This is a genomic window from Achromobacter sp. FW305-C-30-7 (genome assembly GCF_058783105.1).
The window spans coordinates 1-15,253 of record NZ_JBYSYI010000021.1 but is presented as its reverse complement, the minus strand read 5'-3'; the positions used below and the strand labels follow the sequence as shown (position 1 = coordinate 15,253).

Genomic DNA, 15,253 nt, shown 5'->3' with positions numbered 1-15,253 from the left:
CCCCCCCCCCCCCCCCCCCCCCCCCCCCCCCCCCCCCCCCCCCCCCCCCCCCCCCCCCCCCCCCCCCCCCCCCCGCCCCGATAGGTTTTCTGCCGGACGAACCCGGCAACGTTCCCCGACCAGGAGTTTTCATGACCCCGTACTTTGCACTGGGCCGCGCCCTTGTTGCGGCCATCGCCCTGAGCCTGACCCTTGCCGCCTGCGGCGGCGACGACGACTCGGACGACGGCGCGACCTCGCCGCCCGAGACCGGACAGCCCGAGCCGCAGCCGCCCGCGCCGCAATTGCGCTGCGCGCCCTGAACGCTCGTTCCGCCCAACCCAACGCAAGAGTAGCCCCATGACCAAGACCTATTCCTCGCACTCCGCCAGCGTGTCCCCGGCCTTGCCGGGCCGCCGGCAGTTCTTCCGCGCCTCGGCCCAGGCCGCCGGCGCCCTGTCGGCGATGGCCTTGCTGCCCGCCTCGATCCAGCGCGCGCTGGCGGTTCCCGCCGCGGTCGACAGCGGCACGATCAAGGACATCAAGCACATCGTGATCCTGATGCAGGAGAACCGTTCGTTCGACCACTATTTCGGCACCATGCGCGGCGTGCGCGGCTTCGGCGACCGTTTCCCGATTCCGCTGGCCAGCGGCAAATCGGTGTTCTTCCAGCCTGATCCCAAGGGCGGCCAGGACATCCAGCCCTTCCGCCGCGACTCCAGGACCAGCAACGCGCTGATCGGCTCCGGCACCCCGCACAATTTCCCCGATCAGCAGGCGGCCTGGAACCAGGGCAAGATGGACCAGTGGATCCAGTTCAAGAACCAGGCCACCATGGGCTTCTTCATGCGCGAGGACATTCCGTACCAGTTCGCGCTGGCCGACGCCTTCACGGTGTGCGATGGCTACCACTGTTCCATCCTGACCGGCACCGACCCGAACCGCATCGTGTTCTGGTCGGGCGCGAACGCCAATCCCGAACTGCGCAAACTGGGGGTGAACAGCACCGACACCGATTCGGAACCCGTCAACTCGCGCTGCTGGCCGAGCCCGTCCAACTGGGTCGCGGGCCGGGCGCAGCTGGCCGACGGTTCAGGCCAGATCGACCCCGCGACCGGCGCCTACAACTACAAGTACAAGAACAGCGCCTTCAAGTGGGACACCTTGCCCGATCTGCTGCAGCGCGCCGGCGTCAGCTGGCACATCTACCAGAACATGAACAACAACTGGACCGGCGCCATGCACGGCTGCCTGGCCTTCAAGAGCTTCCGCACCGCGCAGCCGGGCTCGCCGATCTATGAGCACGGCCTGACGGGCGGCCCGGAGAAGAACGACGGCGCCGTCAATTTCCTCGCGCAGCTCAAGCAGGACGTGGCCAATGGCACCTTGCCGCAAGTTTCGTGGGTGCTGCCCACGCAGGCCTTGGCCGAGCATCCGGGCAGCAGCGAAGGCGTGGCCGGCGCGGCCGACTTCATCGCCGACGTGCTGGACGCGCTGACTTCCAATCCCGAAGTCTGGAGCAAGACCGCGCTGTTCGTGACCTTCGACGAGAACGACGGCTTCTTCGACCACGCGGCCATGCCGGCGGTGCCGTCCTATGACGCCAACGGCGTGCTGATGGGCAAGTCCACCGTGCCGCTGGAAGGCGAGTACTTCGATGCTTCCGTGGGCAACTACCTGAAGGCCGAGGACAAGATCACCGGCAACATCCGTCCGTGGGGCCTGAGTTCGCGCGTGCCGATGTACGTGGTGTCGCCGTGGAGCAAGGGCGGTTGGGTCAACTCGCAGGTGTTCGACCACACCTCGGTGGGTCGCTTCCTGGAGCAGCGATTCGACATCAAGGTCGACGCCATCAGCCCGTGGAGCCGCGCGGTCTGCGGCGACCTGACCACCTGCTTCGACTTCGTCAGTCCCAACGATCCCCGCGTGCCCACGCTACCCGACACTAGCAACTTTCCCGCGGTCAACGCGGCGCAGAAGCTGCTGCCCACGACCGCGGTGACCCAGGCGCCCGCCATCCCGCAGCCGCTGTTCCAGGAGACCGGCACGCGGCTGTCGCGCGCGCTGCCCTATGAGCTGCACACCAGCGCACGGCTGGGTGCGGACGGCTCGGTCGAACTGCTGTTCAGCAATACAGGCGAAGCCGGCGCCGTGTTCCATGTGTACGACAAACGCAACCTGGACCTGATCCCGCGACGCTACACCGTTGAAGCGGGCAAGACGCTGTCCGACACCTGGACCGGCGGCGACTATGACCTGTGGGTCTACAGCAGCAACGGCTTCGTGCGGACCTTTTCCGGCAACACGCAGCGCGGCGCGGCGCTGGAAGTGCAGGTCTGCTACGAACCCGCCGGCAGCGCGCTGTACGTGAAGGTATCCAATCGCGGCGCGGCCCGCCTGCAGGCATCGCTGCAATCCAACGCCTACCGCACCGACGGCCCCTGGACCCTGGCGGTCGAGCCGGGCGCGGTGGCCGAACACCACTGGTCCATCAAGGACAGCGGCAATTGGTACGACTTCACCGTTACCGCCGAGGGTTTCGAGCGGCGCTTCGCTGGCCGCATGGAGAACGGTCGCAACAGCGTCAGCGATCCCGCCATGGCGCTGCATCTGTGATGGTCCAGGCATGAGCGGGCCGGGCGCGCATCGGGGTGCGCGTCCGGCCGGTCCGCAATAAAAAACTACCAACATGATCATGAAAAACATATACGCAATTTTGGCCGCCAACGGTTTGTCGGTGGCGGTCCTGGTGGGCGCGCTGGCCGGGGGATCGGCCGCGCAGGCGCAGACCGCGCCGCCCGTAAAGTGGGACGGCAGCAACCTCGGTTACGGCTCAGGCGCCGGCCAGGGCGTGACCGGCAAGAGCAATCAAGCGATAGGCAAGAGCGCCGGCACCAACGTGACCGGCAGCAACAACATCGGCCTGGGCAACGGCGCGGGCAAGGACGTGAGCACCAACTGGAACGTCGCCATTGGCGAGGGCGCGGGTTCCAAGGTTGGCGGCAAGAACGCCAACCAGGCCATCGGCTACTACGCCGGCACCAATGTGCAAGGCGGCTGGAACCAGTCGTTCGGCCGCAGCGCCGGCCAGAACGTCACGGGCGACTACAACGATGCCTATGGCTTCTGGGCTGGCACCGACACGGTGGGCAACAACAATGCCGCCTATGGCACCAATGCGGGGCGCAACGTCACCGGCAACGGCAACTCGGCCTTCGGCCAGGAAGCCGGCCGCAATGTCGTCGGCGACGGCAATCTGGCGCTGGGCCAGAACGCGGGCCAGAACGTGGAAGGCGAAGGCAATCTGGCGCAGGGCAAGAATGCCGGGCAGAACGTGACCGGCGCCAACAACCTGGCCGCCGGCGCCTACGCGGGCTATGGCGTGCAGGGCGACGGCAATACGGCAAGCGGCCTGGCCGCCGGCCGCGAGGTCGTCGGCAACAACAACGTGGCGCAGGGCACGGCCGCGGGTTCGGGCGTGCGCGGCAGCGACAACGTATCGATCGGCTCGAATGCCGGGCGCGGTTCGGAGGCGGATCGCAGCGTGTCGGTGGGCGCGGAATCGTCCGCAGCCACCCAGAGCGTCGCGGTGGGCGCCGGCGCGGTCGCGGCGGCGCCCAACAGCGTGGCGCTGGGGGCCGGTTCCACCGCAGCGCGCGGCGCGCAGGAAAACTACGCGGCCTATGGCATGGCGCAGCCCCAAAGCTCGGCAGGCGAGGTGAACGTGGGCGGGCGCCAGATGACGGGCGTGGCGGCAGGCAGCGAGGACACCGATGCCGTCAACGTGGGGCAGCTGCGTGCCGCCAGCAGCGCGAGCGAAGCGCGAGTGGGCGCCGTCGAACACTCCTTGCAGAACCTGCGCAGCGACCTGGATTCCCAGGAGCGCATGCTGAGCGCGGGCGTGGCCGCCGCCATGGCGACGGCCTCCCTGCCGCAAGCCTACTTGCCGGGGCGCAACATGCTGTCCCTGGCCGGCGGCACCTGGAACGGCGAGTCCGGCTATGCCATGGGGCTGTCGCGGGTTTCCAGCGGCGGGCGCTGGGTCTACAAGGTGTCGGCCAACGGCACCTCCCGCGGCGACTTCGGCGGCGCGGCGGGGGTGGGATACCAGTGGTGATGGCGGGCCTGCGATAATGCCGCAAGCGCGGCGGCCTGCGATGAGACGCGGGCCGCCGCCAGCACAGGCATACCCGGATCGGCCCCATGGAAAAGCGTTTGATGCCATCGATGATGGCGCTGCAATGTTTCGAGGCGGTGGCGCGGCACATGAGCTTCACGCGCGCCGCCGAGGAACTGCATATGACCCAGAGCGCGATCAGCAAGCAGATCGCGCAGCTGGAGGCGCTGCTGCGCAATCCGCTGTTCCTGCGCGTGCGGCGGCGCCTGCAACTGACGCCCGCCGGGGCCTTGTACCAGTCCGAGGTCAGGGCCATCCTGAACCAGGTGGACATGTCATCGCGCTACATCCTGACCTACGGCAGCGAGACCCAGGTGCTCACCATTGGCACCCAGCCCACCTTCGGCGCGCGCTGGCTGATCCCGCGCCTGCAAGGCTTCATGGCTGCGCATCCGGACATCCAGGTCAAGGTGCGCAGCGAAACCCGGCCCTTCGACCTGATGCAGGCCAAGATCGACATCTCCTTTTTCTTCGGCCACGGCACCCTGCCGGGGGCGCAGTGCCGCGAACTGTTCGAGGCCGAGGTGGTGCCGGTGTGCGCGCCCGGCTTTCTGCCAGGCGACAGGGTCGATAGCCTGGAAGCATTGAGCGCGCAGGCGCTGATCCAGTGTGCCTCGCGCCCGGAGGCCTGGCACGACTACTTCTCGCGCCAGCAATTCCAGTCCGACCGCAGCTACCACGGTCCCCGCTTCGATACCTTCTACATGTGCGTGCGCGCCGCCGAAGGGGGTTGCGGCGTGGCGCTGACGCCGCGCCTGCTGGCCGAAGAAGAGCTGCAGGCCGGCAAACTGGTGATTCCCTGGGATTACGTGCAACCGAGTGATGGCGCGTACTTCGTGGCGTATTCCGAGCACTCGGCCGAAGTGCCCAAGATCAAGCAGTTCGTCGCCTGGGTGGAGGAAGAAGCCGCACGCAAGCGCGAGCGCGACGCCCAGCGGGCGCGGTCCATGAAAAAACGGACTGATTAAGCCGATTTTTTTCATTTGATTGCGGGCGCGGCGCATGATGTCATGCGGGCCATCCTTGTTTACCGATGTGCCGAGCCCGCCATGAGTCAGAATTTCGTCAATCCGGATCAGATCCGCGCCTGGTTCTCCCGCGCCATGTCCGACATGTACAAGTCGGAAGTGCCGCTGTACGACACGCTGCTGGACCTGGTGGCCCAGGTCAACGCCCAAACCCTGGCAGCACAACCCGAACTGGCCGCGCAACTGGCGCGCACCGGCGAGATCGAGCGCCTGGACGTCGAGCGCCACGGCGCGATCCGCGTCGGCACCGCGCAGGAGCTCGCCAATATGCGGCGCGTGTTCGCCGTGATGGGCATGCAGCCGGTAGGCTATTACGACCTGTCGCCGGCCGGCGTGCCGGTGCATTCGACCGCTTTCCGCGCCACCCACGAAGCATCGCTGCAGGCCAGCCCGTTCCGCGTCTTCACCTCGCTGCTGCGGCTGGAACTGATCGATGACGCGGCGCTGCGCGCGAAGGCCGCCCGCATCCTGGCCGCGCGCCAGATCTTCACCGCGCGCGCGCTGGAACTCGCCGCCCGCTTTGAAGCGCAGGGCGGGCTGGAAGAAGCCGATGCCCGCGAGTTCGTGGCCGAAGCCCTGCACACCTTCCGCTGGCACAGCGAGGCGACCGTCAGCCTGGACGACTACCATGAACTGCACGGCCTGCATCGCCTGATCGCCGACGTGGTGGCCTTCAAGGGCCCGCACATCAACCACCTGACGCCGCGCACGCTGGACATCGACGAGGCCCAGGCCGAGATGCCACGCCGCGGCGTGTCCGCCAAGGCCGTTATCGAAGGCCCGCCGCCGCGCAAATGCCCGATCCTGTTGCGCCAGACCAGCTTCAAGGCGCTGGAGGAAGCGGTCCTGTTCGCCGGCGCCGACGGCCAGTCCGCCGCCGGCAGCCACACGGCACGCTTCGGCGAGATCGAGCAGCGCGGCGTGGCGCTGACCCGCAAGGGCCGGGCGCTGTATGACGAATTGCTGGACCTGGCCCGCAGCCGCATCAGCGGCGCGCCCAACGAAGGCAACGCCGCCGCCTACATGCAGAACTTGCAGGACTGCTTTGCCGCGTTCCCGGACGACTACGAGCAACTGCATGCGCAAGGGTTGGCGTACTTCCGCTATTTCCTGACCGGCAAGGAGGGCGGGGATCCCGACGCCGGCCTGCAAGACCTGATCGCCCAAGGCTACATCCGCTTCGAGCCGCTGGTGTACGAGGACTTCCTGCCCGTCAGCGCCGCCGGCATCTTCCAATCCAATCTGGGCGACAAGGCCCAGGCCGAGTACGTGCAGAACGCCAGCCAGGCCGCCTTCGAGCAGGCCCTGGGCGCCCAGGTGCAGGACGAGCTGGCCCTCTATCAGGACACGCAGGACCGTTCGCTGGACGCCTGCATGCAGGCGCTGCGCGCGCAAGCCGGCTCGCCGGTGGCTGCATGAGCCGTCTGGACCGCTGCCTGTCCGTGCGCGACTTCGAGCGCGAAGCGCGGCGCATCATGCCGCGCTGCGTCGAAGGCTACGTGTGTGGCGGCACCGAGGACGGCGCTTCGCTGACCGAGAGCGTGCGCGCGCTGGGCGACGTGGGCTTTCGGCCACGCGGCCTGCGCGTGGTCGACCAGCGCAGCAGCCAGGTCGAACTCTACGGCCAGAGCTACGCCATGCCGCTGGGATTCGCGCCCACCGGGTTTTCCGCCATCGTTATGCACGAGTGCGACCTGGCGTTGGCGCAGGCGGCCCAGCAGGCCGAGATTCCGTTCATCATCAGCGGCGCTTCCAGCGTGCCGCTGGAACGTTTGCAGCAGGCCACCGGCAAGCGCTGCTGGTACCAGGCCTATCTGCCGGGCAACACCGAGCGCATCGCCAAGCTGATGGCGCGCTTGCGCCAGGCCGAGATCCCGGTGCTGGTGGTGACCATCGACACCTGCGTCGGCGCCAACCGCGAAAACCTGCAGAAGCTGTCCTTCACCGTGCCCTTCAAGATGAGCCCCAGCGTCATGCTGGACGGCATGCGGCATCCGCGCTGGAGCTTCAATGTCTTCCTGCGCACGCTGCTGGGCAGCGGCATCCCCAGGTTCTCGAACCTGTACGAGGAAATCGGTCCGCCCATCACCCAGGACCCGCCCAACGGCTTTCGCGGCGAACGCGACAAGCTCTCGTGGGAACACATCCGTTGGATCCGCGAGAACTGGCCGGGCAAGCTGGTGCTCAAGGGCGTGATGCATCCCGACGATGCGAGGCTGGCTTGCGCGGCGGGCGCCGACGGCGTGATCGTGTCGAACCACGGCGGACGCCAGCTCGACGGCTGCATTTCGCCGCTACAGGCGCTGCCCGACGTGGTGGCCGCGGTGCCCCCTGGTTTCCCGGTCATGGTCGATGGCGGCTTTCGCCGCGGCTCCGACGTGCTCAAGGCCGTGGCCCTGGGCGCGCGCATGGTCTTCACCGGCCGGCCCCAATTGTTCGGCGCGGCCGTGGCCGGCAGCGCCGGCATCCGCAAGGTCGCGGAGATATTCCGCAGCGAGATTTCGACCAACATGGCGCTGCTGGGCTGCGCCACGCTGGCCGACCTCACCCCGGACCTGATCGCGCCCTTGCGGCCCGCAGGCTCCGCCTGACCTGGGCGGCGCCGCCGCGCCGGGCAGGACTGCCCGCACAACAACAAAAAAGACGGTGCGCATGCCCATGCGCGCCCACTCGTTTTCGACAGGAGGAAACATGAAGAAGATCTATACCAAACTGGCCGGCGCGGCTGCGGTGCTGGCGTGCGTCGCCAGCGGCCCGGCGCAGGCCCAGGCAGGCGCCTATCCGACCAAGCCGGTGCGGCTGGTCGTGGGCTACGCCCCGGGCGGCACTACCGACATCAGCGCCCGCATGATCGCCGACGTGCTGGGCAAGGAATTCGGCCAGACCTTCGTGGTGGAGAACAAGCCTGGCGCCAACAGCAACATCGGCGCCGAGTCCGTCGCCCGTTCGGCGCCCGACGGCTACACCCTGTTCGTGGGATCGATTTCCACCGCGATCAACCAGTCGCTGTACTCCAAGATGTCCTATGACGCGCTCAAGGACCTGGACGCCGTCGGCTTGCTGAACGTGGTGCCCAACATCCTGGCCGTCAACGCCAGCGTGCCGGTCAAGTCGGTGCAGGAATACATCGCCTACGCCAAGAAGAATCCGGGCAAGCTGACCTGCGCCTCGCCCGGCAACGGCTCGTCCGCCCACCTGGGCTGCGAACTCTTCAAGATGAAGACCGGCATCGACATCCTGCACGTCCCGTACCGCGGCAGCGGCCCGGCCGTGGCCGACCTGCTGGGCGGACAAGTCGACTCCATCTTCGACAACCTGCCGCCGCTGCTGCCGCATGTGCGCGCCGGCAAGCTGACCGGTTTGGCAGTCACCACCAGCAGCCGCGTGCCGTTCGCCCCGGAAATCCCCACCATCGCCGAATCGGGCGTGGAAGGCTTCGACGTGGCGGCCTGGTTTGGCGTGTTTGCGCCCGCCGGCACGCCGCCGGAAATCGTCCAGAAGGTCAACGCCGCCATCAACAAGGCCCTGGCCTCCGACGCCGTCCTGGCCGCCAGCTACCAGACCAACGGCTTCCTGATGCCCCCGCCGCCCAACACGCCGCAAACGTTCAAGGCCTTCATGGAAAGCGAAACCCGCAAGTGGGGCGAGGTCGTCAAGGCGACCAACCTGCAGATCAACTGATAGGCGAGGGGAGGGGCGGTCCGCGGCCCCTTTGGAGCATTCTTGGGGACGGATTGGTGGCGTCGCGGCGACATAGCGGTACGGAACCACCCGATTCCCGATTTGCGTGATAGAATGTTCGACTTTCCAGGAAAGCACGCTTTTCTGGCTGAAGTTAGCCGACGTGGTGAAATTGGTAGACACGCTATCTTGAGGGGGTAGTGGCGAAAGCTGTGCGAGTTCGAGTCTCGCCGTCGGCACCAAGAATTCGATGCTCCAGCGTTATTGCGAGCATCTGCAAAAAAACCCGCATTCTCACCAGAGTTGCGGGTTTTTTGCATTCGGCCTGGGGCAAGCTGCCCGCCTATCCCGTCATTCCTTCTTGTACGCCAGGTAATCCAGATGGATGCCGATATGGTCGGCGATGTAGCGGGCGTCGTGCCAAACCCCCCAGATGAAGGAAGAGCTGCGGTTGGTGAGGTTGGGCAGGCCGAGGAAGTAGATGCCTTTTTCGGCCGAGATGCCACGCTTGTGGATGGGGTAGCCGTTCTCGTCGAAGGTGTCGACGTCGATCCAGCTGAAGTCGACCTTGAAGCCGGTCGCCCACAGGATGGTCTTGATGCCGGCCTCGGCCAGGTTCAGGCTCAGGATGGGGTAGGTAAGGCACTCCGGATCGGGCAGCAGTTTCCAGGCATCGGGCTCGGGTGGCAGGTCCAGGCCGTTCTGCTCGATGTAGGCGTCGGCTTCGCGCAGGACTTCGAAGTAGTCGGCATCGCCCTGGGCGACGTCGCGGCCGAGGTTGTCGGCGAAGTGCAGCACGCCGTTCTCGTAGGAGGTCGTGATGCCGACGAGCTGGATGCCGTCGCGAGCCAGGCGCCGGAAGTCGACGGTCTTGCCGTTTTCATAGCCGCTCACGGCGAAGGCGACGTGTTCGCGCTTGGGCTTTTTCTTGACTTCATCCCACATGCCCAACGCGCCCAACCACCAGCAGTAGTCGCGTTCGCGATAGGAGCGCGGCGGACGGTAGTGTTCGCCCACCGACAGGTAGACGGTGCGGCCGGCCTGGCGCAGTTCTTCGGCGATCTGCGAGCCGGAGGCCCCGGCGCCGACCACGAGCACGGCGCCGTCGGCCAGTTGGCCCGGGTTCTTGTAGGCCGAGGAATGCAGCTGCTGGATGCCGGCGCTTTCCGGCACGATTTTCGGGAAGGTGGGGACCTGGAAGGGGCCGGTCGCGGCGACCACGTGCTGGGCCTCGATAGTGCCTTCGGAGGTGGTGACGGTGAAGCCTGGGCGCTTGTCATTGCGCTTGACGCGCAGGACTTCGACGCCGGTGCGCACCGGCGCCTTGAGCATCTTGGCGTAGTCTTCGAAGTACTGGGCCATGCGCTCCTTGGGCGGAAAGACGTCGGGCCCGACGTCATCGAATTTCAAGCCGGGAAAGCGGTCGTGCCAGGCGGGGCCGTTGGCGACCAGCGAGTCCCAGCGTTCGGAGCGCCAGCGTTCGGCGATCCGCTTGCGTTCCAGCACGATATGCGGAACCCCCATGGCGCCAAGGTGCTCGCTCATCGCGATGCCGGCCTGGCCGGCGCCGATCACCAGCGTATTGGTTTTTTCAATTGACATTGCAAGATCCTAAGAAATACCGAGACCCTGGTGCGTCTCGATGCTGACACGAAGATCAAGGACAAGAAGGCCGACGAACCGCGCGCAGGCTTCAGATGCGCACTGAACGATAGGCACGCAGTGTGATCTCGAAGCGCCGAGTTGATAACTTCGTTTTTCGGACGGCTGACTTAGGAAAAAGCAAAGGTGCTGGTTTACGTGGGCGGCGAGGGCCGTCACGCCTGCGGCATCGCGATTTCGTTTTTCCGATGGCCCCCATCAGCATCGGCAACGCACTGCAAAAAGGGCTTTGCCGTATTCTTGAATCCACCAGAACGCTGACGTCGCACCCTTGCGTGCCATGCGGCCACCGCCTGTTTTTCCCGGGATTTTTGCGTCGGGAGACTGAACTCCATGAGTGCAGCAGCCATGCCGAATCGCCCCTTTGCCTCCGATAGCTCCAGCGCGGTCAGCCTGGAGGGAGTGGTCAAGAAGTACCGTGATCACACGGTGCTGCAACAGGTGTCCCTGAACATCGAGCGCGGCGAGTTCCTGACGCTGCTGGGTCCGTCGGGCTGCGGCAAGACCACCTTGTTGAACCTGATCGCGGGCTTTGCCGACGCGGACGGCGGCGAGATCTTCATCGACGGCAGGCCGGTCACGGCACTGCCGCCGTATCAGCGCCAGATCGGCATCGTGTTCCAGAACTACGCGCTGTTCCCGCACATGACGGTGGAACGCAACATTGCTTATGGCTTGCGGATGCGGCGCGTGCCGGCCGCCGAGATCGAGCAGCGGGTGCGCGAAGCCATGGCCCTGGTCAAGCTGGACGGATTGGGCGAGCGCAAGCCGCGCGAGCTGTCCGGCGGGCAGCAGCAGCGGGTGGCGCTGGCGCGGGCGCTGGTGATCCGTCCCAAGGTGCTGTTGCTCGACGAGCCGTTCTCCGCGCTGGACAAAGGCCTGCGCGGCGCCATGCAGGTGGAGATCCGCGATATCCAGCGCAAGTTGGGTGTCACGACGATATTCGTCACCCATGACCAGGGCGAAGCCCTGAGCATGTCGGATCGCATTGCGGTCATGAGCCAGGGAGTGATCCGGCAGGTCGCAGCCCCCGACGAGCTGTATCGCAATCCGCAGGATCCTTTCGTGGCGTCGTTCCTGGGCGACGTCAACATCCTGCCCGCGCACTATCACGGCTCAAGCGCCGAAACCATCCAGTTGCGCCTGGGCGGGGGGCTGACGCATATTCCCCGCCACCGCCTGGTGGGCGGCTCGCACGAGGGGCACCGGCTCGATCTCTACGTGCGGCCCGAACATATCAAGCTGGAAAACCTGCATAGCGGGTCGGTCCTGAGCGGCACGGTCGTCAATCACGTGTTCCAGGGCGACCACGTGGATCTGTACCTGGAGGTGCATATCCCCGTGGAAGGACGCCAGCACGTCATGGTGCGCACCTCCGATCTGAATTGCATCCATGAATGGCCCGTGGGCGCCGTGGCGGGGCTTGCGCTGCCCGGCCACGGGGTCAGCGTTTTCAAGGCATCGTCCTGAAGACAGGGTTATCGCACGAGGTTCCACCCTTCCTGGCGGCCGCGCCTGCGCGGCCGCCCAGTTTCCATTCGTCCGCGAGGCACAACGCCATGAACCAGATCCCTGTTGAAATGCAAGCCGTCATCGCCTGCGAGCCCGGCGATGCCACGGTGTTGACGCTGGCAGACCGGCCGGTACCCACACCGGGGCCCGGCGAAGTGTTGCTGCGCGTGCATTCGGCCGGCATCAACCGGCCCGACATCATGCAGCGCCAGGGCTTGAGCAAGCCGGCGCCGGGCGTGACCGACGTGCTCGGACTGGAGGCCTGCGGCGAGGTGGCCGCCTGCGGCCCCGGCGTGCCGGAGTCCTTGCGCGGGCAGCGTCTCATGAGCCTGCTGGCGGGCGGCGGTTATGCGCCGTGGTGCGTGGCGCGGGTGGATCATTCCCTGCCGGCGCCTCAGGGGCTGGACGACGCGGAGGCGAGCGCCTTGCCGGAAGGGCTGTTCACCGTCTGGCACAACCTGTTCGAGCTGGGCCGGCTGCGCATGGGCGAGACGGTCCTGATCCACGGTGGCGGCGGCGGCATCGGCACGCTGGCCATCCAGATGGCGCATGCCGCCGGCGCGCGGGTGGTCGTGACCGATGGCGAACGTGACCGCTTCGACGCCCTGCGCGAGCTCGGCGCGGCCGAGGTGATCTGCTTTCACGACACGGATTTTGTGGCGGCCTGCGACACCCTCACCGAAGGCCGTGGCGTCGACGTGGTGCTGGATATCGTCGGCGGCGACTATGTGCGGCGCAATCTGCAGGCGCTGGCATTCGGTGGACGCCACGTGAGCCTTTCCTTCCTGCAGGGATCGGCCGTCAACGTGGAGCTGCTGACCCTGATGCAAAAGCAGTTGAGCCTGCATTCCTCGACCATGCGCCCGCAGACCGATGTCGAGAAAGCCCGCATGGCCGCCGCGCTCAGGCGTCACGTGCTGCCCTTGGTAGCCGCCGGCCGCATCCGACCCAAGATGTCGCAAAGCCTGCCCCTGGCCGACGCCGTGCGCGCGCACCAGTTGCTGGAGAGCGGCAAGGTGTTCGGCAAGCTGGTCCTCAAACCCTGACATCCGGAGACTGGATTGAAACTACTCTATGCCCCGACGTCCCCCTTCGTGCGCAAGGTGATGGCTTGCGCGCACCTGACCGGCCAGGCTGAACGGATCGAATGGCTGGCCAGCGCTGCGCATCCGGTGAACCGCGATGCGCGCATCGCCGCCCACAATCCGCTGGCCAAGGTGCCGACCCTGATCCTGCCGGACGGCAGGACGCTCTACGACAGCCGCGTGATCTGCGAATACCTGGCCGGTGCCGCCGGCGACACGCAGCTGTTTCCGGCTGGCGAGGCGCGCTGGCTGGCGTTGACGCGCCAAGCGCTGGGCGACGGCCTGCTGGATGCCGCGCTGCTGGCGCGCTACGAACACACGGCCCGGCCGGCCGAAATCCAATGGCCGCAGTGGCGCGAGGCGCAGCTGGTCAAGGTGCAGGCCTGCCTGACGGAAATCGAGGCGCAGGCCGACAGTCTGCCGCAAGCGCATCCGAGCATCGGCGACCTGACCATCGGTTGCGCCTTGGGCTATCTGGATTTCCGTTTTCCCGAGCTGGACTGGCGCGCTGCGCATCCACGCGCCGCAGCGTGGTTCGCCGAGTTCAACCAATTGCCTGCCATGCAGGCGACCCTTCCCCACGAAACCTGAGACAGCCGCCATGACGACGCCGAGCGCGACCCCATCATCCTCCACCGTCTGGTTCCTCAACGGGCCGAACGCCAATCTCTACGGACTGGATGCCAACAAGACCTACGGTTCGGACAGCTTTCCCGTGTTGCAGCAACGCTGCGAAAGCAAGGCTGCCTCGTTGGGCATCCAGCTGAACTTCGTCCAGTCCAACTACGAAGGCCAGCTGGTCGACTGGATACAGGAAGCCCGCGGCAGCGCGCAGGGCGTCATCATCAACGCGGCCGGCCTGACCTATTCATCGGTGCCCATCCTCGATGCCTTGCTATCCTTCCCGGGCAGGATCATCGAGGTCCACATGAGCAACATCTGGCGGCGCGAGGCCTTCCGCCATCATTCGTATATTTCCAAGGCCGCCGATGGCGTCATCGCGGGGCTGGGCGGCGATGGCTATGAACTGGCCATCGAGGCCATGTCCCGCCTGATAAACCGCAGTACCTGAGGTAGACCGCCCATGCATGCATCCTCCCGCCCCACCGTGTCGGGCGCCATGATCTTCTACAGCGAATTCGACGACTACACGGCCTGGCGCGACGCCATGCAGGCGCGCCTGCCGGACCTGCGCATGGTGCATGGCAGCGAAGCGCATGATCCGGCCAGCATCCATTACGCGCTGGCCTGGAAGGCGCCGCAGGGCTTCTTCGATCGCATGAAGAACCTGCGCCTTATCGTGAATCTGGGCGCGGGCGTGGATTCGCTGGTGGGCCGCGAGGACCTGCCGGCCGGCGTGCCCATCACCCGCATCACCGATCCCAATATGGCGCGCATGATGGCGGGCTATGTGCTGTTCGCCGCGCTGCGCTATGCGCGCGACATTCCGTATTTCGAAGCGGCGCAGCGCCGGGGCGAGTGGGCCTATCGCCATCCGCGTTCGCCCGAGGACGTGCGCGTGGCGGTGCTGGGCCTGGGCGAGCTGGGCGCCTGCGCGGCGCAGGAGCTGCGCCGCCAGGGGCTGACGGTGCTGGGCTGGTCGCGCAGTCCGCGCAACATCGAGGGCGTCGAGTGCCACAGCGGCATGGAATCGCTGGACACGGTGCTGTCGCGCGCCGACATACTAGTGGTGATGCTTCCGCTGACGCCGCAGACTCGCGGCCTGCTGGATCGCGAACGTTTGCAGCGGCTGCCCCGCGGAGCGGCCCTGATTAATGTGGCCCGGGGCGCGCTGGTGGACCAGGCCGCCTTGACCGATCTGCTGCGCAGCGGCCATCTGGGCGGCGCGACGCTGGACGTGTTCGAGCGCGAGCCCCTGCCCGCTGGCGACCCGCTCTGGACGATGGACAACGTGCTGATCACGCCGCACCTGGCTTCGGTGGCCATTCCAGCATCGGCCGCCGGACAGATCGCCGACAACATACTGCGCGTCAGCCAGGGCCAGGAGCCCGCCAATCGCGTCGATCCCGCGCGCGGCTATTGAGGTTGGGCCTTGCGGAGGTCAGGGTTCTTTAGCCGCCGAGGCTGCCCTGCGCCATTCCGATGCTCGCCCCGGTGGGGCTGCGCTT

Annotated in this window: 14 protein-coding genes and 1 tRNA gene; 13 read left to right on the top strand and 2 right to left on the bottom strand. The window is 66.7% G+C overall.

The features are described from left to right. The first annotated feature begins 131 nt into the window (after positions 1-131). The 8 genes from AC3WOB_RS31590 (at position 132) to AC3WOB_RS31555 (ending at position 9,107) form a co-directional block, all read left to right on the top strand. Complete coding sequence (locus AC3WOB_RS31590) at positions 132-302, top strand: hypothetical protein (RefSeq protein ID WP_013391955.1); 171 nt, start codon at positions 132-134, stop codon at positions 300-302. A 37-nt stretch (positions 303-339) separates the two neighbouring features. Next, complete coding sequence (locus tag AC3WOB_RS31585) at positions 340-2,595, top strand: phosphocholine-specific phospholipase C (RefSeq protein ID WP_492277238.1); 2,256 nt, start codon at positions 340-342, stop codon at positions 2,593-2,595. A gap of 79 nt (positions 2,596-2,674) precedes the next feature. Continuing rightward, a complete protein-coding gene (locus AC3WOB_RS31580) occupies positions 2,675-4,096 on the top strand; it encodes a YadA family autotransporter adhesin (protein ID WP_492277237.1) in 1,422 nt (473 codons plus the stop codon). Positions 4,097-4,182: 86 nt separating this feature from the next. Next, a complete protein-coding gene (locus tag AC3WOB_RS31575; protein WP_119450858.1) occupies positions 4,183-5,124 on the top strand; it encodes a LysR substrate-binding domain-containing protein in 942 nt (313 codons plus the stop codon). 81 nt (positions 5,125-5,205) lie between these two features. After that, positions 5,206-6,603, top strand: a complete 1,398-nt coding sequence (hglS, locus tag AC3WOB_RS31570; RefSeq protein ID WP_492277236.1) for a 2-oxoadipate dioxygenase/decarboxylase HglS — start codon at positions 5,206-5,208, stop codon at positions 6,601-6,603. Continuing rightward, positions 6,600-7,775: an alpha-hydroxy acid oxidase gene (locus AC3WOB_RS31565; RefSeq protein WP_492277235.1), complete on the top strand. Its 1,176-nt coding sequence runs from the start codon at positions 6,600-6,602 to the stop codon at positions 7,773-7,775. The genes hglS and AC3WOB_RS31565 overlap by 4 nt, the downstream gene beginning before the upstream one ends. A gap of 100 nt (positions 7,776-7,875) precedes the next feature. Further along, positions 7,876-8,865 carry a Bug family tripartite tricarboxylate transporter substrate binding protein gene (locus AC3WOB_RS31560; RefSeq protein ID WP_492277234.1) on the top strand — a complete coding sequence of 330 codons (990 nt, stop codon included), beginning with the start codon at positions 7,876-7,878 and terminating at the stop codon, positions 8,863-8,865. Positions 8,866-9,022: 157 nt separating this feature from the next. Further along, a tRNA-Leu gene (locus AC3WOB_RS31555) sits at positions 9,023-9,107 on the top strand. A gap of 109 nt (positions 9,108-9,216) precedes the next feature. On the opposite strand, the gene AC3WOB_RS31550 is transcribed toward AC3WOB_RS31555, so the two are convergent. Together AC3WOB_RS31550 and AC3WOB_RS31545 are read right to left on the bottom strand one after the other, a co-directional pair. Beyond that, positions 9,217-10,467 (bottom strand): flavin-containing monooxygenase, encoded by a 1,251-nt coding sequence (locus tag AC3WOB_RS31550; RefSeq protein WP_492277233.1) that lies wholly within the window; start codon positions 10,465-10,467, stop codon positions 9,217-9,219. Between the two features lie 215 nt (positions 10,468-10,682). After that, entirely contained in the window at positions 10,683-10,877 is a 195-nt protein-coding gene (locus AC3WOB_RS31545; RefSeq protein ID WP_492277232.1) for a hypothetical protein, read from the bottom strand. On the opposite strand from AC3WOB_RS31545, the gene AC3WOB_RS31540 reads away from it, so the two are divergent. The 5 genes from AC3WOB_RS31540 to AC3WOB_RS31520 all read left to right on the top strand — a co-directional run bounded on the left by AC3WOB_RS31540 (position 10,876) and on the right by AC3WOB_RS31520 (position 15,168). Beyond that, complete coding sequence (locus AC3WOB_RS31540; RefSeq protein ID WP_041652541.1) at positions 10,876-11,997, top strand: ABC transporter ATP-binding protein; 1,122 nt, start codon at positions 10,876-10,878, stop codon at positions 11,995-11,997. The two genes, AC3WOB_RS31545 and AC3WOB_RS31540, sit on opposite strands and share 2 nt — an antisense overlap. A gap of 89 nt (positions 11,998-12,086) precedes the next feature. Next, complete coding sequence (locus AC3WOB_RS31535) at positions 12,087-13,085, top strand: NAD(P)H-quinone oxidoreductase (protein ID WP_492277231.1); 999 nt, start codon at positions 12,087-12,089, stop codon at positions 13,083-13,085. 15 nt (positions 13,086-13,100) lie between these two features. After that, positions 13,101-13,715: a glutathione S-transferase gene (locus AC3WOB_RS31530; protein ID WP_492277230.1), complete on the top strand. Its 615-nt coding sequence runs from the start codon at positions 13,101-13,103 to the stop codon at positions 13,713-13,715. A gap of 10 nt (positions 13,716-13,725) precedes the next feature. Continuing rightward, the gene (locus tag AC3WOB_RS31525) at positions 13,726-14,196 is read left to right on the top strand and encodes a type II 3-dehydroquinate dehydratase (RefSeq protein WP_492277229.1); all 471 of its coding nucleotides are present in this window, start codon (positions 13,726-13,728) and stop codon (positions 14,194-14,196) included. Positions 14,197-14,208: 12 nt separating this feature from the next. Next, positions 14,209-15,168, top strand: a complete 960-nt coding sequence (locus AC3WOB_RS31520) for a 2-hydroxyacid dehydrogenase (protein WP_492277228.1) — start codon at positions 14,209-14,211, stop codon at positions 15,166-15,168. Positions 15,169-15,253 lie beyond the last annotated feature (85 nt).